This window comes from Thioalkalivibrio sp. ALJ12 (genome assembly GCF_000378305.1).
GTDB lineage: Bacteria > Pseudomonadota > Gammaproteobacteria > Ectothiorhodospirales > Ectothiorhodospiraceae > Thioalkalivibrio.
Window position 1 is genome coordinate 24,993 of the sequence record NZ_KB899541.1, and the last position, 25,069, is coordinate 50,061.

24 protein-coding genes and 1 tRNA gene are annotated in these 25,069 nt (G+C 65.1%); 14 read left to right on the forward strand and 11 right to left on the reverse strand.

The genetic code is table 11. The annotated features are described in order from the left end of the window. Positions 1 to 364 precede the first annotated feature (364 nt). The 3 genes from F467_RS0112860 to dapC are packed head-to-tail and all read right to left on the reverse strand — an operon-like array spanning position 365 to position 2,757. A complete protein-coding gene (locus F467_RS0112860; RefSeq protein WP_018137701.1) occupies positions 365 to 718 on the reverse strand; it encodes an ArsC family reductase in 354 nt (117 codons plus the stop codon). Then, positions 711 to 1,532, reverse strand: coding sequence for a 2,3,4,5-tetrahydropyridine-2,6-dicarboxylate N-succinyltransferase (gene dapD, locus F467_RS0112865; protein WP_017925459.1), 822 nt, complete (start codon positions 1,530 to 1,532; stop codon positions 711 to 713). The genes F467_RS0112860 and dapD overlap by 8 nt, the downstream gene beginning before the upstream one ends. 31 nt (positions 1,533 to 1,563) lie before the next feature. Continuing rightward, the gene (dapC, locus tag F467_RS0112870; protein WP_018137702.1) at positions 1,564 to 2,757 is read right to left on the reverse strand and encodes a succinyldiaminopimelate transaminase; all 1,194 of its coding nucleotides are present in this window, start codon (positions 2,755 to 2,757) and stop codon (positions 1,564 to 1,566) included. Between the two features lie 239 nt (positions 2,758 to 2,996). Between dapC and F467_RS0112875 the strand changes: the two genes are divergently transcribed. Continuing rightward, a complete protein-coding gene (locus F467_RS0112875) occupies positions 2,997 to 3,920 on the forward strand; it encodes an MBL fold metallo-hydrolase (protein ID WP_018137703.1) in 924 nt (307 codons plus the stop codon). Between the two features lie 17 nt (positions 3,921 to 3,937). Here the strand turns inward: F467_RS0112875 and F467_RS0112880 are convergent, their stop codons facing one another. The 3 genes from F467_RS0112880 to F467_RS0112890 form a co-directional block, all read right to left on the reverse strand. Continuing rightward, positions 3,938 to 4,666 carry a glycosyltransferase gene (locus F467_RS0112880; RefSeq protein ID WP_018137704.1) on the reverse strand — a complete coding sequence of 243 codons (729 nt, stop codon included), beginning with the start codon at positions 4,664 to 4,666 and terminating at the stop codon, positions 3,938 to 3,940. A gap of 6 nt (positions 4,667 to 4,672) precedes the next feature. Continuing rightward, complete coding sequence (locus F467_RS0112885) at positions 4,673 to 4,993, reverse strand: rhodanese-like domain-containing protein (protein ID WP_018137705.1); 321 nt, start codon at positions 4,991 to 4,993, stop codon at positions 4,673 to 4,675. Between the two features lie 109 nt (positions 4,994 to 5,102). Then, positions 5,103 to 6,467 (reverse strand): sigma-54-dependent Fis family transcriptional regulator, encoded by a 1,365-nt coding sequence (locus tag F467_RS0112890; protein WP_018137706.1) that lies wholly within the window; start codon positions 6,465 to 6,467, stop codon positions 5,103 to 5,105. Between the two features lie 496 nt (positions 6,468 to 6,963). On the opposite strand from F467_RS0112890, the gene F467_RS0112895 reads away from it, so the two are divergent. The 11 genes from F467_RS0112895 (at position 6,964) to F467_RS0112945 (ending at position 18,837) form a co-directional block, all read left to right on the forward strand. Next, positions 6,964 to 8,070 carry an efflux RND transporter periplasmic adaptor subunit gene (locus F467_RS0112895; protein ID WP_018175521.1) on the forward strand — a complete coding sequence of 369 codons (1,107 nt, stop codon included), beginning with the start codon at positions 6,964 to 6,966 and terminating at the stop codon, positions 8,068 to 8,070. 25 nt (positions 8,071 to 8,095) lie between these two features. Further along, positions 8,096 to 12,172 (forward strand): efflux RND transporter permease subunit, encoded by a 4,077-nt coding sequence (locus F467_RS0112900; RefSeq protein ID WP_018137708.1) that lies wholly within the window; start codon positions 8,096 to 8,098, stop codon positions 12,170 to 12,172. Between the two features lie 36 nt (positions 12,173 to 12,208). Further along, positions 12,209 to 12,898 carry a hypothetical protein gene (locus F467_RS0112905; RefSeq protein WP_018137709.1) on the forward strand — a complete coding sequence of 230 codons (690 nt, stop codon included), beginning with the start codon at positions 12,209 to 12,211 and terminating at the stop codon, positions 12,896 to 12,898. Positions 12,899 to 13,484: 586 nt separating this feature from the next. Beyond that, positions 13,485 to 13,916 carry a sulfur globule family protein gene (locus tag F467_RS0112910; protein ID WP_018137710.1) on the forward strand — a complete coding sequence of 144 codons (432 nt, stop codon included), beginning with the start codon at positions 13,485 to 13,487 and terminating at the stop codon, positions 13,914 to 13,916. Between the two features lie 82 nt (positions 13,917 to 13,998). Further along, positions 13,999 to 14,649 (forward strand): division plane positioning ATPase MipZ, encoded by a 651-nt coding sequence (locus tag F467_RS0112915; protein WP_018137711.1) that lies wholly within the window; start codon positions 13,999 to 14,001, stop codon positions 14,647 to 14,649. A gap of 99 nt (positions 14,650 to 14,748) precedes the next feature. Next, the gene (locus tag F467_RS0112920) at positions 14,749 to 15,336 is read left to right on the forward strand and encodes a DUF302 domain-containing protein (RefSeq protein ID WP_018137712.1); all 588 of its coding nucleotides are present in this window, start codon (positions 14,749 to 14,751) and stop codon (positions 15,334 to 15,336) included. Next, positions 15,336 to 15,878 (forward strand): methyl-accepting chemotaxis protein, encoded by a 543-nt coding sequence (locus tag F467_RS0112925; protein ID WP_018137713.1) that lies wholly within the window; start codon positions 15,336 to 15,338, stop codon positions 15,876 to 15,878. Before F467_RS0112920 ends, F467_RS0112925 begins: the two co-directional genes overlap by 1 nt. Positions 15,879 to 15,911: 33 nt before the next feature. Continuing rightward, positions 15,912 to 16,079, forward strand: coding sequence for a hypothetical protein (locus F467_RS13775; RefSeq protein ID WP_018137714.1), 168 nt, complete (start codon positions 15,912 to 15,914; stop codon positions 16,077 to 16,079). A gap of 39 nt (positions 16,080 to 16,118) precedes the next feature. Beyond that, entirely contained in the window at positions 16,119 to 16,589 is a 471-nt protein-coding gene (locus F467_RS0112935) for a DsrE/DsrF/DrsH-like family protein (protein WP_018137715.1), read from the forward strand. 626 nt (positions 16,590 to 17,215) lie between these two features. Further along, entirely contained in the window at positions 17,216 to 17,530 is a 315-nt protein-coding gene (locus F467_RS0112940; RefSeq protein WP_018137716.1) for a c-type cytochrome, read from the forward strand. 14 nt (positions 17,531 to 17,544) lie between these two features. After that, on the forward strand, positions 17,545 to 18,837 hold the full coding sequence (locus F467_RS0112945; RefSeq protein ID WP_018137717.1) for an NAD(P)/FAD-dependent oxidoreductase: 1,293 nt from the start codon (positions 17,545 to 17,547) through the stop codon (positions 18,835 to 18,837). Between the two features lie 249 nt (positions 18,838 to 19,086). Here the strand turns inward: F467_RS0112945 and F467_RS0112950 are convergent, their stop codons facing one another. The 3 genes from F467_RS0112950 to F467_RS0112960 form a co-directional block, all read right to left on the reverse strand. Further along, positions 19,087 to 19,476 carry a hypothetical protein gene (locus tag F467_RS0112950; RefSeq protein WP_018137718.1) on the reverse strand — a complete coding sequence of 130 codons (390 nt, stop codon included), beginning with the start codon at positions 19,474 to 19,476 and terminating at the stop codon, positions 19,087 to 19,089. A 353-nt stretch (positions 19,477 to 19,829) separates the two neighbouring features. Then, positions 19,830 to 19,906 (reverse strand) — tRNA-Arg (locus F467_RS0112955). A gap of 65 nt (positions 19,907 to 19,971) precedes the next feature. Next, positions 19,972 to 20,679, reverse strand: coding sequence for an MBL fold metallo-hydrolase (locus F467_RS0112960; protein ID WP_018174060.1), 708 nt, complete (start codon positions 20,677 to 20,679; stop codon positions 19,972 to 19,974). Between the two features lie 78 nt (positions 20,680 to 20,757). Here F467_RS0112960 and F467_RS0112965 point away from each other — a divergent pair, with 78 nt between their 5' ends. Then, complete coding sequence (locus F467_RS0112965) at positions 20,758 to 21,378, forward strand: methyltransferase domain-containing protein (RefSeq protein WP_018137720.1); 621 nt, start codon at positions 20,758 to 20,760, stop codon at positions 21,376 to 21,378. Between the two features lie 113 nt (positions 21,379 to 21,491). Continuing rightward, positions 21,492 to 22,253, forward strand: coding sequence for a TIGR01458 family HAD-type hydrolase (locus F467_RS0112970; RefSeq protein ID WP_018137721.1), 762 nt, complete (start codon positions 21,492 to 21,494; stop codon positions 22,251 to 22,253). 50 nt (positions 22,254 to 22,303) lie between these two features. Here the strand turns inward: F467_RS0112970 and F467_RS0112975 are convergent, their stop codons facing one another. Continuing rightward, positions 22,304 to 24,187, reverse strand: a complete 1,884-nt coding sequence (locus F467_RS0112975) for a DEAD/DEAH box helicase (RefSeq protein WP_018137722.1) — start codon at positions 24,185 to 24,187, stop codon at positions 22,304 to 22,306. A gap of 161 nt (positions 24,188 to 24,348) precedes the next feature. Then, entirely contained in the window at positions 24,349 to 24,849 is a 501-nt protein-coding gene (gene gloA / locus F467_RS0112980) for a lactoylglutathione lyase (protein WP_018137723.1), read from the reverse strand. Positions 24,850 to 25,069: the final 220 nt, after the last annotated feature.

Sequence of the window (25,069 nt, forward strand, 5' to 3'; positions counted from 1 at the left end):
CCCGTTGTCGTCGCGCCGAGTGGAGAGGGTTTTCGCGGGACGATTCAAAATAGAAACGGGGGCGCTGACTGTCTGAGCGAAGCCGAAGGCGCAGCGAGTTTCAGCGCCGCCCGCGAAAACCCTCGGAGCGAGGGAAACCCCGGCCCGCCCAGCGGGCCGGGGTCGCGGCAGTCGGGCGTGTTTCTTGGGTACTTCTTTGCACGAGCAAAGAAGTCAGTTGTTGATCAAAAACGGGCGCGGCGCGCTGGCGAGACAGCGCATGGCAGGCGGCCGGCCGAAGGCACCGTAAACTCCAGATGCCGAACGAGGCCCAGCCAAAACGAAACGGGCGAGAGCCACGAGCGCCGGAGCCCGCTAGAAACGGTTAGCCAGCCCCAAGCTCACGCGCGGTCGCCGCAGTCCAGCCAACGTAGACGTCGTCGCCACGCTCGACGACCGGGCGCTTGATCAGCGTCGGATGTTCGAGCATCAGGGCGATTGCACGCTCCTGGTCGATGGCCTCACGCGTATCCTCGGGGAGCTGGCGCCAGGTAGTACCGCGCCGGTTCACCAGGGTCTCCCAGCCAACGGCATCCACCCAGCGGCGCAACTGCGCCTCCTCGAGCCCGTCCTTGCGAAAGTCCACAAAGCGGAAGTCCACGCCGGCCGCATTCAGCGCCCGGCGTGCCTTGCGCACGGTGTCGCAGTTGGCGATCCCGTAGAGGACGAGATCAGACATCGCGCAGCAGGGCGTTCAGCCCGACCTTGGCCTTGGTCTTCTCGTCTACGCGCTTCACGATCACCGCGCAGTACAGCGAGTACTTGCCATCCTTCGAGGGCAGGTTGCCCGGCACCACTACCGCGCCTGCCGGCACGCGGCCGTACAGGATCTCGTCGTTTTCGCGGTCGTAGATGCGGGTCGACTGGCCGAGGTACACGCCCATCGAGATCACGGCACCTTCCTCGACGATCACGCCCTCGACCACCTCGGAGCGCGCACCGATAAAGCAGTTGTCTTCGATGATGGTCGGGGCGGCCTGCAGTGGCTCCAGCACGCCACCGATGCCGACGCCGCCGGACAGATGCACGTTCTTGCCGATCTGCGCGCAGGAGCCGACGGTGGCCCAGGTATCGACCATCGTGCCTTCGTCGACGTAGGCGCCGATGTTCACGTAGGAGGGCATCAGCACCACGTTGGGAGCGATGTAGCTGCCGCGACGGGCGGTGGCCGGCGGCACGACGCGCACGCCGCCCTCGCGGAAGTCGCGGCTGGAGGTGTCGGCGTACTTGGACGGTACCTTGTCGTAGTAGTTGGTGAAGCCGCCCTTGATGAACTCGTTCTCGGCAATGCGGAACGACAGCAGCACGGCCTTCTTCAGCCACTCGTTGACGACCCAGTCGCCACCCTTTTTCTCGGCAACGCGGGCCTGGCCGCTGTCCAGCATCTCCATGGCCTCGTTCACGGCGTCACGCACGTTGGTTTCCACGTTGCGCGGATTGATCTCGGCGCGGCTTTCGAAGGCGGTCTCGATGATGCTCTTGATGTCCGACATGAAACAGTCCTTTTAAGTGTTTAACAATTCGTTATTTGTATAGTTCGGCGATGCGTTCGGCCGCCTCGATGCAGGCCGCCGGTTCGGCGACCAGCGCCATGCGCACGTGTCCGGCCCCGGGATTGTGCCCGGTCTCGGGGTCGCTGCGGGAGAGGTAACGTCCGGCCAGCACCGTGACGCCGGCTTCGGCATACAGGCGACGGGCGAAGGCCTCGTCGTCGCCATCCGGCACGCGTGGCCAGAGATAGAAGCCCGCGGCGGGCGGTTCCACGTCCAGGACCTCCTGCAGGATCGGCACGACCGCGGCGAATTTTTCGGCGTACAGCGCGCGATTATCGGCGACATGGGCCTCGTCCGCCCAGGCCGCCCGACTGACCGCCTGCGTGGGCGGCGGCAGGGTGCAGCCGTGATAGGTGCGGTACAGCGCGAAGCGGTCGAGCAGCTCGGCATCGCCGGCGACGAACCCCGAGCGCAGGCCCGGCAGGTTGGAGCGCTTGGACAGGCTGTGGAACACGATACAGCGCTCGAAGCCGGTACGGCCCATGCGGGCCGCCGCGCCGAGCAGTCCGCCCGGGGGTTCGGCATCCGGGTGGTAGATCTCGGAGTAGCACTCGTCCGCCGCAATCACGAAGTCGTGCCGGTCGGCGAGGCCGATCAGCTCCTGCATTGCCGACTCGGACATGCAGGCCCCGGCCGGATTGCCCGGGTTGCAGATATAGACCAGTTGCACCGCATCCCAGGTCGCGGCATCGACCGCGGAGAAATCGGGCAGATAGCCGTTCTCCGGCGCCAGGTCGTAGAAGGCCGGCTCCGCCCCGGCCAGCAGGGCCGCACCTTCGTAGATCTGATAGAAGGGGTTCGGCATCAGCACGCGCGCCCTGGGCTTCTCTGCGACGACGGCCTGGGCGATCGCGAACAGGGCCTCGCGGGTACCGCTGACGGGTAGTACCTGCCGGTTGGCGTCCACTCCGTCCAGCTGGAACCGCCGTTGCAGCCACGCGGCGATGGTCTCGCGCAGCGCGGGCTCGCCGCGGGTGGTGGGGTAGTGGTTGTAGCCCTGGAGGGTGTCGCGCAGCACCGGTTCGACAAACCCCGGCAGCGCATGACGCGGCTCGCCGATCGACAGGGCGATCGGCTCCCGGTCGGCGGGTTGTTGCAGATCCGCGAACAGCCGGCGCAGGCGTTCAAACGGATAGGGCTGTAGCCGGTCCAGGCGCGGGTTCATGGCGGCTCGGGCGTCGTGTTCGAGGGAAACGAAAGACCGCGCAGTATACCGGAGCCAAACACCAATGGGAGATCCACTCGCTTCCTGTGCGGCCAGTGTGGATGCACTGGTTTTGCTCTCGCGCTGGCCATGCGGCAGGCTTGGCCGTTTCCGATCGGGAGCGATGCATGGCGTGCAGCCACGACCACACGACGCAGGGGAAGCGGGGCCCAAGTGCCTACCGTAAGGGATTGCATGACTTGGGGAACGGCGCCTGGGCCTATCTGCAACCCGATGGCGGCTGGGGCTGGAGCAATGCCGGGTTGATCCGCGATGGCGAAGAGGCGCTGCTGGTCGACACCTTGTTCGACGAGCGCCTGACGGCCGAGATGCTCGCGCAAATGGATGCCGCGACCGGGATCGCCGCGGGGGATATCAATCTCCTGGTCAATACGCATGCCAATGGTGACCACACCTTTGGCAACCGCCTGGTGCACCAGGCCGAGATCATTGCTTCACAGGCCAGTGCCGACGAGATGCCGGAGCTGCCGCCGGCGATGCTGGCCGGCCTGATGGCGCAAAGCGGCGCGATGGGCGAGGTAGGGCAGTACCTGCAGCGCTCGTTCGGTGCGTTCGATTTCGGTGGAGTGGAGTTGACACTCCCGACCCGCACCTTTTCCGGGCGGCTCGATCTGACGGTAGGCGACAAGGCCGTGGAGCTGATCGAGGTGGGTCCCGCTCACACCCAGGGGGATGTGCTGGTGCATGTGCCGGCTGACCGGGTCGTCTACACCGGCGATATCCTGTTCATCGAAGGGACACCCATCATGTGGGCTGGCCCGGTGGGCAACTGGATCGCCGCGATCGACCGGATCCTGGCGATGGATGTCGAGCTGATTGTGCCCGGCCACGGGCCCATCACCGACAAGGCCGGTGCCCGGCGCGTGCGTGACTATCTGGTGTACATCGATGCGCAGGCGCGGGCGCGTTTCGAAGCCGGAATGCCGGCGGAGGAGGCCGCGTTCGACATCGCGCTGGGCGACTACGCCAACTGGGGGGATGCCGAGCGGATCGCGGTCAACGTGGACACGCTGTACCGCGAGTATCGCGGCGATACCGCACCGCCGGACATCATGCGCCTGCTCACGTTAATGGCGCGTCTCGACGCCGCCCGTCGCCAGTAGCGCTCAACGGGCGCTCATCATCCCTTCGGGCGCGTGTACCAGAACCAGGCCAGCCGGCGCGAGCGCAGGCTCCAGGGCAGTAGCAGGGCCTGCAGCACCACCAGGATGTGCTGGGCGGGGCTGAACCAGTCCGCCTTGCGTCCCGAGGTCAACACGGGTGTCTCCAGCATCCGGAACCGCTGCCCGTGGTGGCGGCCCCAGCGCGCCATCGCGCGCGACAGGAACACCTCCTCGCCCGCATAAACCCGCTCGCTGAACCCCCCGACTGCCTCGAAGGCCTCGCGGGTGCAGAAGACGTAGCAGCCGGCGGCGAGTCCCAGCCGCGCCGACAGGGTGTTCCAGGCCGCCGCACCCCAGCGGTAGATGCGATGGGTCAGGTGATCGAACGCGACGCGTGCGCCGCCGCCGCAGACCTTGCCGCTGTCCAGGGCGTCGAGTGTCGTGCGGATCAGATCGGCGTCCGGCCAGGTATCGGCATCAACGAACAGCAGGTAATCGCCGCAGGCGGCCCGGGCACCCGCGTTGCGGGCGCGGCTTATGCGCCGCTCCGGCTCGAACACGACGCGACAGCCGGCTTGCTGTGCGATCTGCGGGGTGGAATCCGTGGAGGCGTTGTCGACTACGATGATCTCGGTTCGTCGATCCACGTCCGCGAGGGCTTGCTGCAGGGCTGCCAGGGTGTGCGGAAGCCACTGTGCCTCGTTCCAGGCCGGGACGATGACCGACAGCGCCGGGAGCCCGCGCACGGGGTATCAGTAGGTCGCCATATGCGGGTCGACGTCACGCGCCCAGGCGTCGATGCCGCCGGACAGATTGATCACCTTGCTGAAGCCGGCCCGCTGAAGAAACCAGCACACCTGCTGGCTGCGAACTCCGTGGTGACAGATCACCACGATCTCGTCGTCCGGGTTCAGCTCCTGGTACGCCGCCGGAATCTCGCCCATCGGGAGCAGCTTCGAGCCGTCGATGCGACAGCGCTGGTATTCCCAGGGCTCGCGTACATCCAGCAGGACCGGCGGCTGGTCCGTCTCGGCAAGGTGATCCTGCAATTCCCGGGGGGACATCTGGCGCATACGATTGACCGTCTAGTGTGTTGCGTGTGACATGAAAAGCCCCGCCCCGGACGATCGGGGCGGTCGGTTCGGGACCCAGACCAGGTCCGGCGGCTCGATCAGATTGTGGCTAGGTCATATTGTAACGATGCATCTTGCGCCAGAGTGTGGTGCGGTCGATCCCCAGGGCGCGAGCGGCCCGGGTGCGGTTTCCGGAATTCGCAACCAGGGCTTCGCGCAGCCGTCGCGCTTCGGGGTGTTCCATCCGGGACGAGGGGGCAGGGGCATAGTCCTGTGCCGCTGCGTTCAGGTTGGAGGTGGCCTCCCGCATTCCGGCCAGGCCGGGGGCCAGAGGGTCGGAGAGCGGGAAGTCATGTATGACCCCATTTTTGGCGCGCAAGCACATGCACTGGAAGACATTTTCCATCTCGCGGAAGTTGCCGGGCCAGGAATAGTTCAGCAGCTTGTTGCGCAACGCGTCGGCCACAACCACCTGGTGCCTCTGCTCGAACTGGGAAATGGCTTCGGCGAGATCGAGCGGGCGTTCCCGTAGTGGCGGCAGGTACACACTGGCCACCGCCAGGCGATAGAACAGGTCGGTGCGGAACTGGTTGTTCGCGGCCATGGCCGTCAGGTCGCGATTGGATGCGGATATGACCCTGACGTTTACCGAACGCGGCTGATTCTCCCCCACACGTTCGAACGTACCGTCCTGCACCGCGCGCAGAAGCTTGGCTTGCAGCTTCGGGCTCATCTCGCCGATTTCGTCGAGAAAAAGCGTGCCCCCGTCTGCGGCTTCGAAACGCCCCACCCGGTCGCTGATGGCGCCGGAGAATGCCCCCCGAATGTGACCGAAGAGCTCGGACTCCAGGAGTTCCTCGGGGATGGCCGCACAGTTCACCTCGATGAACGGTTCGGATGCCCTCGGGCTGTGGGCATGCATCGCCCGCGCGACGTGCGTCTTGCCCGTACCCGATTCGCCCAGCAACACGACCCGCACGTCACTCGACGCCACCTTGCGGGCGAAGTGCAGGGCTTTGCGGCATTCGGGGTCCCGGGAAACCAGCGGATGCACTGGATCCACAACCGCCGACGCAGCCTCCGGGGCCTCCTCTCTGGAGGTCAGGGGTTCGCAGTTCTCGTCGGGGCGCCTGCGCAGTGGCTGAAGGGTCAACAGGCGGAGACGTTCGTCCCGTTGCATGCGGATCGACTGCGTGATCACGCGCACCGGCAGGGTTTCGCCGTGCAGTTCGAGTCGGGTGCTGAAGTCGAGGTGAGGCGGGACTTCGGTGGCGGTCATGGGCGAAGCCGCATGCAATTCGGCAAGCAGGTTGACGGGGCCCAAATGCTCCAGGGAAAGGGGTATGTCTTCGGATAGTCGGAATAGCTGGAAGAAGGCGGGATTTCCGTAAAGGACCTGATTCTGATGGTCGACGATCAGGTGGGGATCGCGGCTGTGCCGTATGCAGATCTTCGCCAACTCCGTACCGGTCATGTCTCCTCCCGCCCCGCTTTGTTTGTGCGAGGTCTTGTCTCGAGCATACGGCCAGTGAAGTAAAGGTGGCAATGGTCCCGGCAGCAAATGCAAGGCCTTTTCTGATTGCAGCAGAACGTTGCGCGTACGTTGCAGGATCGTTGCATTGCTGTTGCAACACCATGTTTAAAAAATAAGAAAATATCGATGAACTTATTGATAAATAAGTAGTTTCGTATATTGGCATAGACTCTGCTTCCTCCGCCCGGCATGAAGCGGGCCTGCTGTCGAACTGGTGCGGTGTCATCTCTCCCTGTCTCTCCAGGCGTCCAGGCCGCCAAAAGGCCCGTTTCTTCGAAATTGGGCTATTTATAAAGAACGTCGAGCTCGCCGGAGCCCCGGGGTCCGGCGTAGGAGGGAGAACGTGACAAGGTCATCGAGGGCTGCTCTTGTGGTCCTGTCCCTGCTCGCCACGATATTGGCGAGTGCCTATGGTACGGCTGCCGCCAGCAGTCAAATGGTCGAGGTCCGGGCGGCGGCTCCTGAATACCGCACGGTCAGTGGCACCGTTATTCCGTTTCGCGAGGTCACCCTGAGCGCCCAGACCGCGGGGCGGGTCGTGGAACTCACCGGTGCCGAAGGCGATCGCTTCGAGCAGGACGAGCTCCTGGCACGTATTTCCGACGACCGTCTGCTGGCCCAGCGGCGCGCGGCCATGTCCGAGATGCGGGTGGCCGAGGCCGCGATCAACGAAGCGCGCATGCAGTACGGGCGCGAGATGATCTCGCCTCAGTCGCGCAGCCTGGGGCAGATGCCCGGCATGGGTATGCCCTCGATGTTCGACCAGATGTTCACCCGGCCCATGGGGCAGTTCATGGGGTTCGGTGATCCTTCGCTGGATCGGCATACCGACCTGTACTCCCGTTACGTCGGCGTCGATCAGGCCCAGGCCCGCTGGGAGCAGGCGCGGGCGCGAGTGGAGGAACTGGATGCGGCCATTCGCGAGACGCGTTCGGAGGCCCCGTTCGACGGATTGCTGATGCGCAAGCATGTGGAACCGGGCGACACCGTTCAGCCCGGGCAGCCGCTGGTCACGTTTGGCTATGTCGATTACCTGCGGATTGAAGCGCAGGTACCGGTGCGCCTGGTTGCCGCCTTTTCCGAGGGCGATGTGGTGCCCGCCCGCCTGGATGCCGGGGGCACGGTCCAGGCACGGGTGTCCCGGATCTTCCCCATGGCTGACCCGCGTCGGCATACCGTGACCGTGCAGTTCGATCTGCCACGAGGCGTCTCCGGAGGCCCGGGTATGCACGTTTCGGTCGGTCTGCCGTCAGCCGACAGCGCACCCGGCCATGCGCTGATCCCTCAGAGCGCGCTGATTCCGGGCGGGGCGCTGCCGCGCGTCGCGGTGGTCGACGGCGAAGGCCAGTCCCGGATCCGGGCCGTCCGGCTCGGTGCGGTGCGGGATGGCGAGGTGGTCGTGACCTCGGGTCTGGAGCCTGGCGAGTACGTCCTGCTGCAGGGCGAGCGTCAGCGGCCTTCTCATGCCCCTGCGACGCCTGGCGCCTCCGGCTACCACCACCCTCCCGCTACTCCGGGCCTCGCGCCCGGGGCGCAGATGTAGGTGAGGAAGGAACCGACACCGACGCATGTCTGAACACACCAACAATCCCTCCGGATCGTCGCCGGAAGACGGTGGTGACAACCACCACCATCAGCCCGGCATCGCCGGTCGCATGGCGGCCGCGTTTATCCATTCGCCGCTGTCGCCATTGCTGCTGCTGGCCAGTATCGCGATCGGGATCCTCGGGCTCATCGTCACGCCGCGACAGGAAGACCCGCAGATCTCGGTGCCGATGGTCGACATCATGGTGACCTATCCCGGCGTGCCGTCGGAGCAGGTAGCCAGCCTGGTCGCCCGGCCGCTGGAGCGCCTGATGAGCGAGCTTTCGGGCGTGGACAACGTGTACTCCGTCTCTCACCGGGGCGAGGCGATGGTCACCGTGCAGTTTGACGTCGGCGAGGATATGGAATCGTCGATCGTCAAGGTGCATGACAAGCTGCTGGCCCATCGCGATCTGACCCCTCCCGGGGCCAGCGAGCCACTGGTTCGGGCCAAGGGTGCGGATGACGTGCCGATCGTGAACCTGACCTTCTGGTCGCACGAGGTGGACGATGCATTGCTGCGGCAGATTGCGCTGGAGGCCAAACAGCAGCTGAATGAGGTCCCCGATACCAGCCAGAGCTTTGTCGTCAGCGGTCGCAAAGAGACGCTTCGGGTAGAGGTGCAGCCCGATCGCCTGACCGGGTTCGGGGTGAGCCTGGATCAGGTCGAGCAAGCGATCCAGGCGGCCAATCTGGAAGACACCGCTGGACGCATCGAGAGCGGCGGCCTCAGCACGCCGGTGTATACGGGGCGCTTTTTCACCGGGGCACAGGACCTGGAAAGACTGCTGGTGGCGGTGGACGACGGGCAGCCGGTCTACCTGCGCGACGTGGCCGAGGTGATCTACGGCCCGGGCGAGGTTGATCAGTTCGTGCGCCACTACTCCGGCGCCGCCGCCGCGGACCCGGATGCAGCGGCGAATGGTGCTGCCGCTGTGACGCTCGCGATTGCGAAGAAGCCAGGCAGTAACGGGGTAACGGTGGCGAACGGCGTACTGGAGCGCCTCGAGCAGCTCAAGGGCGACACCATCCCCGACAATGTCGAGGTCGCCGTCTCGCGCGATTACGGCAAGACCGCCAACGACAAGGTCAACGAGCTGATCTTCAAGCTCTTCATCGCGACGTTTGCGGTGACCATCCTGGTGGGGCTGTTCCTCGGGGTGCGTGCGGCCATCGTGGTGCTGGTGGTCATCCCCGTGGTCATCCTGTTCACGGTCTTCAGTGCATGGGTGCTGGGATACACCATCGACCGCGTAAGCCTGTTTGCCCTGATCTTTGCCATCGGGATCCTGGTCGACGATGCCATCGTGGTGGTGGAAAACATCTATCGCCGCTGGCTGATGAAACGCGGGATCGATGCCGAGACCTCGGTTGATGCGGTCCGCGAGGTGGGCAATCCCACGATTCTGGCCACGTTTACCGTAATCGCGGCACTTCTGCCCATGGGCTTCGTGTCCGGAATGATGGGCCCGTACATGCAGCCGATCCCGGTGCTGGGGTCGGTGGCGATGCTGTTCTCTCTGGTGGCCGCGTTTGTCTTTACCCCCTGGCTGACTCAACGGCTGCGACCCAGCATGGGCTATCTCGCCAAGGCGACGGAGAAGGAGCACCGCCAGGCCGAACGACTGGGTGGGTTCTTTCGCTGGGCGATACCCGGGCTGGCCGATCACCGCTGGCGCGGCTACGCGTTTCTGATCGGGATTGTGTTGGTGTTTTTCCTGGTCGTCAGCCTGTTCTTCACCACTGACGTGCGCGTGAAGATGCTGCCGCTGGACAACAAGCCCGAGTTCCAGGTGATAGTCAACTTCCCGGAGGGGACGGCGCTGACCGAGACCGCCACGCTGAGCGAGGAAATGGCCGGTGTGCTGCGCGGCTTCGACGAAGTCACCGGCGTGCAAAGCTACGTCGGGACTGCTTCGCCGTTCAACTTTAACGGTCTTGTGCGGCACTACTACCTGAGGGACAAGCCCTGGCAGGGCGATCTGCAGGTGCAGCTGGTGGACAAAGGAGATCGCCGCCGCTCCAGCCACGAGATCGCCACGGAGGCGCGCGAGCGGCTCGCACCGCTCGCGGCAGCCGCGGGTGCTCGCATCCAGGTGGTCGAGATGCCGCCGGGCCCCCCGGTGCTCCAGTCGGTGGTCGCCGAGGTCTACGGGCCGGATGCCAGTACGCGGCGGACGGTTGCCCGCGATCTGGAGCAGATGTTCGCCGGTGCCGAGCACATCGACGACGTGGACACCTTCCTGCAGGCGCCGCACAACGTTTGGCACTTCGAAGTCGACCGAGACAAGGCGCTGCGTCGCGGTGTCACGGTGGAGGCGGTCAACCGCACCCTGCAGACCGCGCTCGACGGTCGGATCGTGGGCGACGTGAAAGCCCAGTCCCTGGTCGAGCCACACCTGATCCAGCTGCGGCTGCCACACGAACAGCGGGTAGACGTGCGGCAGATGGAGCTGCTCCCGGTAGCGTCGCGCAATGGTGATCTGATCCCGCTGGTCGAGCTGGGTGGCTTCGTCCAGCGCCCGCAGGACGAGCCGATCTACCACAAGAACCTGCGCCCGGTGGAGTATGTGACGGGCGAGGTCGTGGGGCGCCTGGCTGCGCCGGTGTACGGCATGCTCGAGGTCCAGCAGCAGCTCGCGGACTACACGGCACCGGACGGCAGCGAAGTGCAGCCGCACTGGATCGGGCCCCCAGCCAACGACGGATCGGTGGCATTCGAGTGGGGCGGCGAGTGGACGGTCACCTACGAGACTTTCCGCGATATGGGCATCGCCTTCGCGATCGCGCTGATCCTGATCTACATGCTGGTCGTCTGGGAGTTCGGCAACTTTGTTTTGCCGGGCATCATCATGGCGCCGATCCCGTTGACGCTGATCGGGATCATCCCCGGCCATTGGCTGCTCAACGCTGAGTTCACGGCGACCTCGATGATCGGGTTTATCGCCCTCGCGGGGATCATCGTGCGCAACTCCATACTGCTGGTGGACTTCGGCCGTCAGGCCGTCGATCAGGGCCATGACGTGCGCGAGGCCATGATCATGGCCTGCCAGGCCCGTACGCGCCCGATCATCATCACCGCCTTCGCGCTTCTGGCCGGGTCCAGCGTGATCTTGTTCGATCCCATCTTCCAGGGCATGGCGATCTCGCTGATGTTCGGCACCGTGGTGGCCACGCTGCTGACCCTGCTAGTGATCCCGCTGGGCTGTATATCCGGTCGGCGGGCTTTCTGTCCCTCAACGGTCGATGCCGACGGTGGTAACGCCGCGTATTCCGCCGGCCCTGGGCAGGCGCCCCTGGGTTCGGGTCAGCAGAAGGACCTGTTTGGTCCGCGCGATGGTGGTCCGGTTACTCAGGCGGTCCAGTTGGCCGGCCTGTATCTGAAGAGCCTCGTGCTGGCATTCCTCGAAGGGATGCGGGACCTGGCGCTGGCGATCTTCCGCCTGCTGCGTAACTGGTGGCGCGGGGGCGGTGGGCCGGGGGGGCCGAGTGGCGGCGCGGGTCCGCAACCGGGTGGTTCCGGTTCTGGCCCGCAGGGCTCGGGCCCGGCCCACACATCGGGTGGGTCGACCGTCGAAGCCCCCAATGGGGCCGATTCCTCCGTCGGTCCGGAACACCCCGAGGCCCCCGCGGAACCACCGCCGAAATCCAGTCGCACGAAGTCGAAGAACGAGGACACCTCCCCCGCTGCGAAAGCGCAGTCAGGTTCCGGGCAGGGTTCTTCCCGGCGTACGAGCGCCGCGCCGGCCACAAAGCAGAAAACAGTGCGCAAGACCAGTACGAAACCGACGCAAGCGGGGAAGAGCGGTGGCCGGTCTGCAAAGACCTCTTCCAGGTCCTCGTCCAGCCGGTCCGGTACTACGGCCTCCGGCCAGCCGGCGGGCAAGACCCCATCCAGTTCCGAGTCCAGCAAGAAGAAGGCGACCAGCCAGTCGTCCGCATCAGAAGGAGGCAAGACCTCCAGTACGGCGGGCCGTTCGAGCGGTGCGCGCAAGGGTACAGGGGGCAGCAGTGGCGGATCCGCCAAAGGCCGCGGGCGACGCGGGATCCGTCTGAAATGAACGATCTCGATTCTCTATTCAATCTGGAGGTACGCAATGAAGAAAACATTTGAAAAACCGTTGATCACAGGGCTGACCGGACTCGCCATGGCCACGGCCCTGGCGTTGGGTGCGGCCCAGGCCGACGACTATGCCAATGACCAGGACGGCGCCAGTGGCCAGATGGCCCAGCAGGGCGCACCCATGGGTCCCTATGGCCACGGGCCTCAGGGCGGACACGGCTGGGGTGGTCATCCCGGCGGCGGGATGATGCAGCAGCGGCAGTTCTCCGGCGACATGGGCTTCGGCATGTCCGGTCGCAGTCATGGTCACGGCTATGGCCGCGGCTACGGCCAGGGTCATGGACAGGGTTATGGCCACGGCTACGGCCAGGGCTATCCGGGCTACGGGCCGGGATACGGACACGGCTACGGACACGGCTACGGCCCGCAGCCGCAATACGGCATGCCGGGCCCGATGCACGGGCCGGGATATGGCTCCATGCCCGAGTTCGATCCGGATGACCTGCCCGAGGACATGCCGGAAGAAATGCGCGAGCGCATCAAGAAGCAGCACGCCGAGCGCCAGGAGTACATGGAAGAGATGCAGGCCATGCACGAAGCCCGAATGAAAGCCATGGAAAAGGGCCGCGAGGCGTACATGGAAGAGATGGAACGCCAGCGCGAAAAACGCATGGAGGCCATGCGCGAGCGCCGCGAGGCTATGGAAGAGCAGGGCGGCTACTGAGCGACCGATGGTGAACGCCGTGCACATCGGTTCATGCGCTCGCGGGCTGGCAGCCGGAAGGGGCAAGCCTGTCCTCGGGCTGCTCGTGGCCGTCGTTCTGGCCTGGGGGGTCTCCGGTGCCAGTGTCGAGGCGCGCGAGCGTGTGAACCCCTGGGCCGGCGTGGCGCCGGCGCCGGAGTTCCCAGCCGCGGAGGCGGCGCAGCCCAGGTTGCAGTTCCCGGACCCGGACTACGACCCCACCAGAACTCGGGAGCGTGCCGACGTGCTGGCACCACGGACTCACCCCGGTCAACCCCAATGGGGTTACCACGGACATGGAGGTCCGTATTCCGGGTATCCGGGCCCTTACGGGGCGTACCCCGGACCTTTCGGGCCCGGTGGATGGGGAGGCCCAGCTGGTGGGCCATTCCCCTGGATGATGCCGTGGGGTATGGGCGGGTTTCCGTTCACACCCTGAGGGCATAAGTAAAGCGCCGGTGCGGGACCGCCCTCTTCGTCCCGGCGTCACGAATATCGAGGGCAACACACTCCAAATGGAGGGAACACCATGAAGACTTTCATTAAAGCAGCCGTTCTTGCGGTTTCCATGGGCGGCCTGGCCGTTCCGATGATGGCATCTGCCCAGTGGGGCGGGCCCGGTTATGGCCCGGGTTACGGCTATGGTCCTGGTCCTGGGCATTTCGGCCCGGGGCACTACGGCCCGGGGCACTACGGCCCGGGTTACGGCACGCCGTTCTTCGGCGGCCCGGGCTACGGCCGTGGCTGGGGCATGGGCGACATGATGAGCGACATGATGGGCGACTTTGACTTCTCCGCCCGCGGTCGCGGTCACGGCCATGGCTATGGTCACGGTCACGGCCGCGGTCATGGCTATGGTCACGGGCATGGTTATGGCCCGGGTTACTACGGCCATCCTGGCTACGGCTGGGGCCCGGGCTATGGCGGCCCGATGCAGCAGCAGATGCCGCAGCAAATGCCGCAGCAGCAGATGCCGCAGGGCGAGGGTGACCGCAACTGAGGTTGCCGGTCATCCGTGGGGCCCGTCCACCAGGGGCGGGCCCATTTTTCCCCAGGCAACACGCTGAACCGCGGGAGTATGCATGCGCACCGTCGTAGCCAATCTGAAAGGCGGTACGGGCAAGAGCACCGTTACCTTCAATCTCGCACTCTGGCTGCTCGAGCAGGGGCGCTCGGTATGCACGGTTGATCTGGATCCCCAGGGGACCCTTACCGATGTCCTGGAGGTTCGCGAGGAAGAGGGCTACATACCTGCGCTGGAGCATGCAACGTCGCTCAAGGCGGTTGCGGAACAGGGTCAGCAGGCTTGGCAGGAGATCCTCGTCGATGTGGGTGCATCCGACATGGGGTCCTTGTTCGAGGCTTTGGAGAGTGCGGATCGCTTGTTGATCCCCGTCCCCCCGAGTCAGGCCGATGTCTGGTCCACCCAGCGTTTCGTGCGCCGGGTACAGGAGTCACACCAGACGGACGGACGTCCGCAAATCCTGGTGTTCATTAACCGAGCGGATACGCACCAGGCGGTCCGTGAAACCGACGAGACCTTTGACGCACTGGGGCAGATCCCGGGCGTGAAACGACTCGCTCCCCGATTGAAACAACGCATGGCGTTTCGTCGTTCGTTCAGCGAAGGACTGTCCGTGCGCGAATTGGAACCCCGTGGCAAGGCTTCACGGGAACTGGAGGCCCTGGCGATCGCGTTATTCGGCAAGCCCGGGCGGCGGCGCCGGAAGTAGAGCCGGACGACCAACAGTGCAAGCGAGACCGCGAATACGAACAACAAGACGCGCCGCTCTCACAACAAGCCTGACAAGGCACCAAAGGAGGATAGAGGCATGCGAGTGATCTGGAATGTACTGGCCATTATCGGCCTGCTGGCCGTGATCGCTGTCGGCTATGCGATCTACGTTCTTCAACCCTACGCCGGGGGCGCTCGGGCCCTCGATTCACAGGCCACGACGGTCTACGCGCGCATGGCGCGCACGGTGCTGGAAACCGGCGATATGGCCGAGGCCACGGTATACAAGAGAAAGGTCGAAGAAGGCCTGGACGTTGGCGAGGTGGAAGACACGCTGAGGATGGTCGCCAACGAACTGAATATTGCCAACGTTGGCGAAATGCCGATGAGCGAGGAGGTGCGTAACGTTACTGGTGAAGACTTCCCGTTCCTGAAGATCTACATGTTCTGCGACGCGAGAATCGCCGCGCAGATGGTGCGGCACAGCCAGGCCATGGCGGCCTATCTCCCCTGCCGCATCGTGCTCCAGGAAGACGAAGAGGGCCAGCTCTGGCTGATGACGCTGAACCTCGATCCGATGATCCACGGTGGCCGGCCGTTGCCGGAAGAACTCTACGAACAGGCGCTGTTTGTCCAAGAGTCGCTCGAGACCATCATCGATCGCGCCGCACGGGGTGAGTTCTGATGGCGACTGAGGACCCCTATGCGAGAACGTCCCATGGGCCCGGCGTTGATCCGCCGGAGTACGAACGTATTGCGGAGGAGGCGGATGAGGCCTATCTGAGGGCCCGACGACTGGAGCTTGTCGTGTACTCGGCCCTGACGGCCTTCATCATCCTGGCGATTTACGGGTTCTGGCTGATCACCAGTCTCACCAACGACGTCAGCCGGCTGACCGAGGAGATTAGCAAGATGACGCGTGTGGTCGATCGCGATCTCTCCGTGATCGCGGGGCACATGTCGGATGTAGACGAACGAATGCAGCAGATCGCCGCCAGCATGGAACGGGTGGACAGCCATGTCGGGACCATCAGCGAGGACACCGCGGCGATGCAGCTCAGCATTGCCTCGATGACGCGCGATACCGAGCTGATGGCCGCCTCCACGTCCGGCATGCAGCGGGACATGTGGAACCTGAACCGAAACGTGGGCGGACCGATGGGCACGATGAACATGTTCAACCCGTTTCAGGGTGGCGGGCCCCCGGGGCCCTGGATGCCCCACTGACCGACCGGCTTCAAGGGAGCCGAGGAGAAAACAATGACCGTGATGGCCTGGGTTCTTTTTGTATTGGCGATGGTGATGGTCCCCATATCCATCTGGGGCACGCTGGCGGCCCTCGGGTTGTGCGTGGGCTGCACCATGATCCGCGACTGGAATCGAACGCGCCGCGCGAAAGCGGACGGGGGCAACCGAGGATCCATGTAGGCGAGGGTCTGCTTTTTACGAAATCGAAGGAAGTCTCTTATGAGCGAGCAGAAGAAGCTGGCGATTATCGCCACCAAGGGCAGTCTGGACTGGGGCTATCCCCCGTTCATTCTGGCCTCGACGGCGGCCGCGCTCGGCTATGAAGTGGAGGTGTTCTTTACCTTCTACGGACTGCAGCTGTTGCGCAAGAAGATGGATCTGCAGGTCACTTCGCTGGGCAATCCGGGGATGCCGATGCCCATGCCCATGCCGGTGATGCTCCAGGGGCTGCCGGGCATGCAGCGCATGATGACGACCATGATGAAAAAGAAGATGGCCGCGAAGGGGGTCTCCGATCTCGAGGAACTGCGCGAGATGTGTCTGGAGGCCGACGTGCGCATGATCGCCTGCCAGATGACCGTAGACCTCTTCGACATGGACACCGACGAGTTCATCGACGGACTGGAATACGCGGGTGCGGCGGCTTTTTTTGAGTTCGCCGGGGACTCCGATATCTGCCTGTTCATATGACAATCTCCCGCGGAAACATCGTCTTTACATTCTGAAAAAGTAATGGGTGTATATATTCGAACGTTTGGGAGTGCTGTTGCAAAAGCGTTGCAACAACGATGCGATCTGCAACGACTGTCCGCTTCCACATAACCTGTAACTCACGGATTAAGAGTTTTTTATTAAGCTGGCGTGAAGTTTGCTGTCGGCCCCAAGGACAAGGCCGAGACCCTTGGCCCGCGAATTCATCACCGCGAATGGACCCCCTGCCATTGAAGCGTTGGTGGCACCCTCCCTCCTGGAGAGGGGCGTGCAGCGTTCGTGCGGAAACAAGGGTCAGTGGCCGGCTTGAGTTTTGCGGACAAGCCGGCTGTCGGAAGGAAGCATGTTGTCCGGCCAGGATGCCGGCGGTTCCGCTGCGAACCGGCAACATGATTGTTCTCCGTCGCTTGGGTCGGGTACGCATGCCCGACCCTTTTTTGGCGGGGTGTTCAGGGAATGTCCGGTCCCTGTGAGTGCAGGGACAGAGGCCGGATAAGGAATGTCAGACCATTCAACCCGGGGCCAACACCGGGATCGAGGAGGAAGGCAGCCCCAGAAGGCGGCCGACAAAGTGGCTATTCACATCAAGTGGAGGAGTTTGTTCAATGATGACGCGTACATACATGGCGGGGTTTGCGGCCTCGCTGCTGATGGCCGCCGCGGTGCCCGGCACTGTGCTGGCGGATAACGACGAAGTGACTCGAGGGCAGCTAATGGCGGCGTCGTGCAAGGCATGTCACAACGCCGCGGGTGCCGAAGAAGGCGTACCGGATCTCGCTCGTCTGTCACCGGAGTTGATTGCCAATCAGATGCGGGCATTCCGTGATGGCGATCGTGACGCGACGATCATGGATCGTCACGCCAAGGGTTACACCGACGAAGAAATCGACGCCATGGCGTCGTACTTCGCCCGATTCTGAACAGGGGGTCCATCATGCAACAGTTCAATCGACGCCGCTTCTTGCAGGCGTTCGGCATTACGAGTCTGGCTTCCGTCACAGGGGTCAGTGGCGCGATCGCCGGTGGTTATTCCAATGGCGCACGTATCGTCGTGGTCGGCGGCGGTTCGGGTGGGGCAACGGCCGCCAAGTACCTGAAGACGTTTTCTCCGGGGCTGGACGTGACCCTTATCGAGCCCAATTCGACCTACCACACCTGTTACGGCAGTAACTGGGTGATCGCGGGGTTCGAGGACATGGACAATATCGCCCAGACGTACGACGCCCTGCGTGACCGGCACGGGATCAAGGTCGTCGCGGACTCGGTGACGGCTGTGGATGCGGACAAGCGTCGCGTCCATCTGGCCGGAGGCGACGAGGTCAAGTACGACAAGCTGGTGATGTCGCCGGGTATCGACTTTCGCTATGACGCGGTCGAAGGGATTTCCGAAGACGACGCCGAGGCGATCCCGCACGCCTGGAAGGCCGGGGAGCAGACCCGCATCTTGCGTTCGCAACTGACCGACATGCCGGATGGCGGCGTGTTCGTGATGGTCGCCCCACCAAACCCGTTCCGCTGCCCGCCGGGGCCGTACGAACGTGTCTCGCTGATCGCGCATTACTTCAAGCAGGAAAAGCCCAAATCCAAGATCATCGTGCTCGACGCCAAGGACAACTTCTCCAAGCAGGGCCTGTTCGAGGAAGGCTGGGAAGAGCACTACGGCGACATGATCGAGTGGCGTGGTGCGTCCGACGGTGGCAACGTCCAGGAGATCGACGTTGGCGAGAAGATGGCGATCACCGAAGAGGGCTTCGAGCGGGTGAAGGCCGACGTGATGAACTTCATACCGCATCAGCATGCGGCGAAGATTGCCCACGATGTCGGCCTGACCAATGACGAGGGCTGGGTCCCGGTGGATCAGCGCACCTTCAAGTCGGACATGGACGACAACATCTACGTACTGGGGGATTCGAGCGTGGCCGGTGCCATGCCGAAGTCCGGTCATTCGGCCAACAACCAGGGCAAGATCGTCGCCGCGGCGATCGTGCGCGAACTGATGGATCAGGAGCCCTTCGATCCCTCGTCCGCCAACACCTGCTACAGCTTGATTACGCCCGATCATGGGGTCAGTGTTGCGGCCGTGTATCAATACAAGGATGGAGCTCAGGCGGGTGTGGACGGTTCAGGGGGCGTGAGTCCCTCCGGCGAGAGCGCGGATTTCAGGAAGCGGGAAGCCGAATACACCCGAGGTTGGTACAAGGGCATCACCTACGACATCTGGGGCTAGTCCGCCTCGGCTGTTCGATTGCGCCGGGCATCCCCTTGACGGGGTGTCCGGCTTTTTTGTGCTTGCGGTTTCGGCTACGCGTTCGCCAGGGGATCTTCAGCTCCAGCTCCAGGGGCGTCCGGAGATCGACCCGCCAATTTCGGTGCTTTGAACCGTGCCAGATGGTTCCAGGGGAGCTCGTCACGTGACTGGCTGCTGGCTGGCCTGGCCTGGCCTGGCCTGGCGGGGCGGGAAAGGTGCCCGTGCTGATCAGGTGCGGCGCAGGCGGTCCTCTTCGCGGCTGCGGCGCTCCAGCCAGCGGCTGCCTTCCTCGGGGCCTAACAGTGTGGCCGCCAGGGCGATCAGGGCGAACCCGGTCGCCGGTGCGACGGCCCCGGCCAGACCCAGGATGTAGGCGGCATAGGCGGTGGGTACGGCGACGGCCACCGCCAGTACGACCACGCCCGGATAGGCCATGCGGTAGAGCCAGCGCGGATCGACCGAGAGGGCCAGCACCGCGACTGAGCCCAGCAGGCCGAGCAGGATCCAGCCCGCCGCCGCGGCTTCAAGCTCCGCGGCCAGCAGGGCGATCGCCAGCACCAGGCCCAGGGCGACGTGCCGCAGGCGGGTAGAGGCCTTTGGTGTGATCAGCGCATCCATCCAGCAGGGACGGAGGCCGGGGATGGAGTCGGGAGCGGGGGCAGTGGTCTGGTACATGAGGGGCTGTTTGCTTGGTCGGCCGGGCCGCCGCGTTCATCCGGCGGTTCGGTTTCTTGGGGCTTCCTGCAAATGAAAAAGGGCACCCGGATCTGGATGCCCTCTCTCTGAAATATGGCGCGCCCGGAAGGATAGCGGCGGCGCTGCGCGCCTGGCCCTTTCGGGTGTCGGCCCGTGTCCGACACGTTCCTCGCTGCGCTCGGGATCGAACCAACGAATTTATCGGAGGTTCGAGTCCTTTGAGATCGGACAAATGAAAAAGGGCCACCCGATGTGGGGGCCCTTTCTCGGGAATATGGCGCGCCCGGAAGGATTCGAACCTCCGACCACCTGGTTCGTAGCCAGGTACTCTATCCAGCTGAGCTACGGGCGCATCGACTGAAGGCGCGCATTATCGCGATTGGTCCCGAGGGATGCAAGCGCCATGAGCGATTTGCCTCAGCCGCGCGGGATGGGATGGTAGGGCGTGGAGCGCACCCGGTCGTGTTCGTGCATGCGGTAGTGGACGAATTCGTCCTGGTCGTGGAAGTGCAGAAACGGGTTGCCCTCGTCCTGTTCCGCCAGGGTGGATTCGGCCTTCTCCGCATAGTTGTGGCCCGGGTGGATGCAGGTATGCGCCGGGAGCCCCTCGCGCAGCCCGTTCAGCGTATGGAACATCTGCTCGGGGTCGCCCCCGGACAGGTCGCAGCGGCCGCAGCCGAACACAAACAGCGTGTCACCGGTAATCAGGTCGTCGCCGGCCGGCATGTGGAAGCAGGCGGAGCCGGGGGTGTGGCCGGGCGTGTGCAGGAAGCGGATTTCGGTATCGCCCAGCTTCATCGTGTCGCCGCCGTGGTGGAGTTCAGGGCGCTCCAGCTCCTTGCCCCAGAACTCGGCCTCGGGCTTGAGGATATGCAGTCGGGCATTGGGGTACTGCTCCAGGATCGCCTCGACGCCGTTGATGTGGTCGTGGTGGCTGTGGGTCAGCAGGATGTCGGAGATGGTCACGTCCTGCTCGCGCGCCTGGTTGAGGATCGCGTCCGGCTCCCAGGCCGGGTCCACCACCGCCGCGCGGCGGCTCGCCATGTCCTCGATCAGGTAGACGAAGTTCTCCATCGGCCCGAGTTCCTGGCGGTGGATGCGGTAGGGCAGGTCGTTGCGGTCCATTGCGGCCTCCATTGAGTCGTTTCCAGTTTGGTAGGGTCCGTTCATTACTGGTTCCATCGTCCGCAGGGAAGGAGAGAGATGCAAAATTCCGAAGAGTCGTCGACCGTTAACGCCGCCCTGGATGCGGAGGCCGACTGGGAGTCCCGCTATCAGGAGGGCTCCACGCGCTGGGATCGCGGTGGCCCCAGCCCGTCGCTGGAAGCGTGGCTGGCGATCACCGATCTGGCGAAAGGCGCACGGATCGTGGTGCCGGGCTGCGGTTTCGGACACGAGGTCCCGGCCCTGGCCCGCCACGGATATTACCCGATCGGTCTGGATGTGGCGCCCACGCCAGTGCGGCATCTGCGCGAACAGCTGGAGCGGGAGGGGCTGGAGGCGGAGGTCGTCCAGGCCGACATGCTGGCATGGCAGCCGGAGACGCCGGTGGATGGCGTCTACGAGCAGACCTCCCTGTGCGCGATCCCGCCCGAGCAGTGGCCCGCCTACGAGCAGCAGCTGCATGCCTGGCTGCGTCCGGACGGCGAGCTGTTCGCGTGCTTCATGCAGACCGGGCGCGAGGGCGGGCCGCCGTTTCACTGCGAGATGGCGGACATGCGGGCGTTGTTCCCGGACAGTCGCTGGGAGTGGCGCAACGACGCCGGGCGGACCGAACACACCAATGGCAAGTTCGAGTTGCTTCATCGCCTGATTCGGCGTTGAATCGGGTAAAGGGCACACCCGTGCCCCGAGTCGGGACCCATGGGTCCCGGCCGGATACCGCGTGAAGTGCCGCGGCAAGGGGGATACTCATGCTTAACTCTATGCCGGAGGGAATGGAGCAGGTTCGCGCGCTGTTGCTGGACCTCTCCGGTGTGCTGTACGTGGGCGGCGAGGCCCTCCCGGGCGCCATCGAGGCCGTGCAGCGGGCACAGGCCGCCGGGCTCCCGATCCGTCTGATCACCAACACCACGCGCGAGCCACGCGCGGCCATCATCGACAAGCTGGCCGGCCTCGGCTTCGCGTTCGAGTCTGCGCAGTTGACGACGGCCCCCTCCGCGATCCGCGAGCGGCTCGAGTCCGAGTCCCGCAGCCCGCTGCTGCTGGTGCACCCGGCGCTGGAACCCGAGTTCGAGGGCGTGCCCACGGGCGATCCGGATGTGGTTGTGCTGGGGGATATGGGCGCCGCGTTCGACTACGCCGTGCTCAACCGCGCGTTTCGCGTGTTGATGGAGGGCGCACCGCTGTGGGTGATGGGGACCAACCGCTATTTTCGCGAGGCGGATGGCCTGTCGCTGGATATCGGCCCGTTCGTGCGTGCGCTGGAGTACGCCGCCGATCTGAAGGCCGAGAACTTCGGCAAGCCGGATGCCCGGCTGTTCCATGCGGCGATTGCGGATCTGGATCTGCCACCGGAGCAGGTGCTGATGGTGGGCGACGATGTGTCGGGGGATGTGGACGGCGCACGCGCCGCGGGTCTGACCGCCTGTCTGGTGCGCACCGGCAAGTATCAAGACGGCGACGAACAGCGGGCACAACACCGCGGTGCCGGCCTGGCGGATCGCCTGGCCGACATCGTGGATGCTTTATTGGGTTGAGGTAACCGCGCGCCGGCCGTCAATGACCGGCGCGCGGGTCCTGGCCTTGATCAGGCGGAGCGGCGCTTGACCGACAGGGTGCCGTCACCGCGGCTGGCGTTGGCCTTGCGGCCCGGTGCCTTGCGCGGCTTTCCGGCGGCCGCATAGGCCGGGCGCTTGCCGTTGGCCGGAGCCGGGCCACGCCGCTTGGCGGCCGGCTTGCCCGGGCCGTGGGGCTTGCGCGCAGCCGGGGCGTGGCGCTCGGTCGCACGCGAGTCGCGAGTCGGGACAGAGCGCGCCATTTCCAGGCGACGGTTGGCGATATGGATATTGCCCAGGCGGCGCACCGCGGCCTCGTCCAGCGCGGCCGGCAGGTCCACATGGCTGTGGTCGTCCTGCAGGCCGATCCGGCCGATGTCGCGGCCGTTCAGGCCACCCTCGTTGGCCAGCGCCCCGACAATGGCGCCGGGGGCGATGCCGTGGTTACGCCCGACCGGCATGTAGTAGCGCACCATGTCCGCTTCCGGCCCGCGGTCCTTGCCGCGGCTGGGGCGGGGGGCGCGGTCACGGTTGCGATCCGCACGATGACTGTCGCGTTCGGGGCGGCTGGCGGCCGCCGTCACGGGATCGTGCGCGTTGGGCGTGCCATCCAGCGGCGTGCCCTGGGTCGCCAGGGCGAGCAGGGCGCGGGCGAGATCGCGTTCGCCCATCTGGCCGTTGGCCAGCAGCCGGTCCAGCAGGGCGTCGAGCTGCGGCGACGCTTCGCCGGCCAGCTCGGCCTGCAGACGCTCGGCCAGGCGCTCCTCGCGGCGGGCGATCACGGCGGCGCGATCCGGGACCTTCTGCTCGCGCACGGGCTTGCCGGTCAGGCGTTCGATATCGCGTAGCATGCGCCGCTTGCGCGGCTCCAGGAACAGGATCGCGCGGCCCTTGCGCCCGGCGCGGCCGGTACGGCCGATGCGGTGCACGTACACCTCGGCATCGCCCGGGGCGTCGTAGTTGAAGACATGGGTGATGCGCGGGACGTCGATGCCGCGGGCGGCCACGTCGGTGGCCACGATCACGTCCAGATGACCATCGCGCAGGTCGGCGACCACGCGCTCGCGTTCGCCCTGTTCCATGTCGCCATTGAGCGGGGAGGACTGCACGCCCTGTGCGTTCAGGGCCTCGGCGATCTCGGCGGTGGCGGCCTTGGTACGGGCGAATACGATCGCCGCGTCCAGTTCCGGCTCCACCTCGATCATCCGGCCCAGGGCCTCGGTCTTGTGGCGCTGGTCCACCAGGCAGTAGCTCTGATCGATGTCGGTGCCGGCCTCGTTGCCCGCGCCAATGCGGATCTCCTGCGGCTCGCGCATGTGGCGGTGCGCGATGCGGCGAATCGGCGCCGGCATGGTCGCGGAGAACAGCGTGGTCTGGCGTTCGGCCGGGGTCTGTTCGAGGATCCATTCGATCTCCTCGACAAAGCCCATGCGCAGCATCTCGTCGGCCTCGTCCAGCACCACCATGCGCAGCGCATCCAGTGTCAGCGTGCCGCGCTTGATGTGGTCGACCACGCGGCCGGGCGTTCCGACCACGACCTGCGCACCATCGCGCAGGGCGCGGATCTGCACGCCCATGGGCTGGCCGCCGTAGACCGGCAGGATCTCGAGCCCGTCGATACTGGCCGCGAAGCCCTCCAGGGCGGTGGCGACCTGGCCGGCCAGCTCGCGGGTCGGCGCCAGGATCAGCGCCTGCACGCGACGCTGCGCGGGATCGATCGAGTCGATCAGCGGCAGGCCGAAGGCGCCGGTCTTGCCGGTGCCGGTCTGGGCCTCGCCCAGCACGTCGTCGCCGGCCAGCAGGGCCGGGATACACGCGGCCTGGACCGGGGTCGGGGTGGTAAAGCCCAGTTGCAACAGGGCACGGGCCAACGACTCGGAAAGGCCGAGTTCGGCGAAGGAGGGGGATTCGGACATTTCAGGGGGTACTCGGGCGGGCCGGAACAAGGCCCGGCGAAAATCGGATGAATCTACTCAGCGCGCATCATACACGAATTGCGAAACGAAATACGTCTGCGCATATGCAATAAAACTCTTGCCCGCGAACAAACGCGGGCATTACGAGGGCTTGGGGTCTGCTACTTCCCCAGCCCGGTCAGTCGCGCCGGCTCCAGGATCTCGATCCAGTAGCCGTCCACGTCCTTCACGAAAGCGATGTCCTTCAGCCCGCCTTCGTCCGGGCGCTTCACGAACTCGACATCGTTCTCGTCGAACCAGTGCACGGCCGCGTCCAGGTCGGGTACCGAGAAGCAGATGTGGCCGAAGCCCTGCGGCTCCTCGTTGCCGTCGTGGTAGTGGAAGTCGGCGTCCTTTTCGGTGCCGTAGTTGTAGGTCAGCTCCAGGATGCCGCGCTGGCTGAACATCCAGCGGGTGGCCTCCCCGCCATCCTTGGGCGGGTGCGGCTCGTCCTCGCCGATTTGCGCCAGGAAGTAGAGCGTGAACTCGAACTCCGGGAAGTCCAGCGTCTTGATCAGCTGCATGCCGAACACCCGCTGGTAGAAGTCCAGCGCCTTCTGCGGATCCTTCACGCGCAGCATGGTGTGGTTCAAGCGAAAGCCTGCGGTGGGATTGTCGCTCATGGTGCGTCCTTGTATCGGCTAAAGGGGGGTGTCCCGGAAGACTGGAACACAGGGGCCGAGGTTCCCTCAAGTACCACCATCGCGTCGTCCGCGATCCCCCGTCACTGCGAGGAGGCGCAGCCGACGCGGCAGTCTGTCGGGTCTGCCCCAACGTTGGTGCCTGCGTTGGGAGATCGCTTCGCTCGGCTCGCGATGACGGCTGTGTGGACGCGCCGGGCTT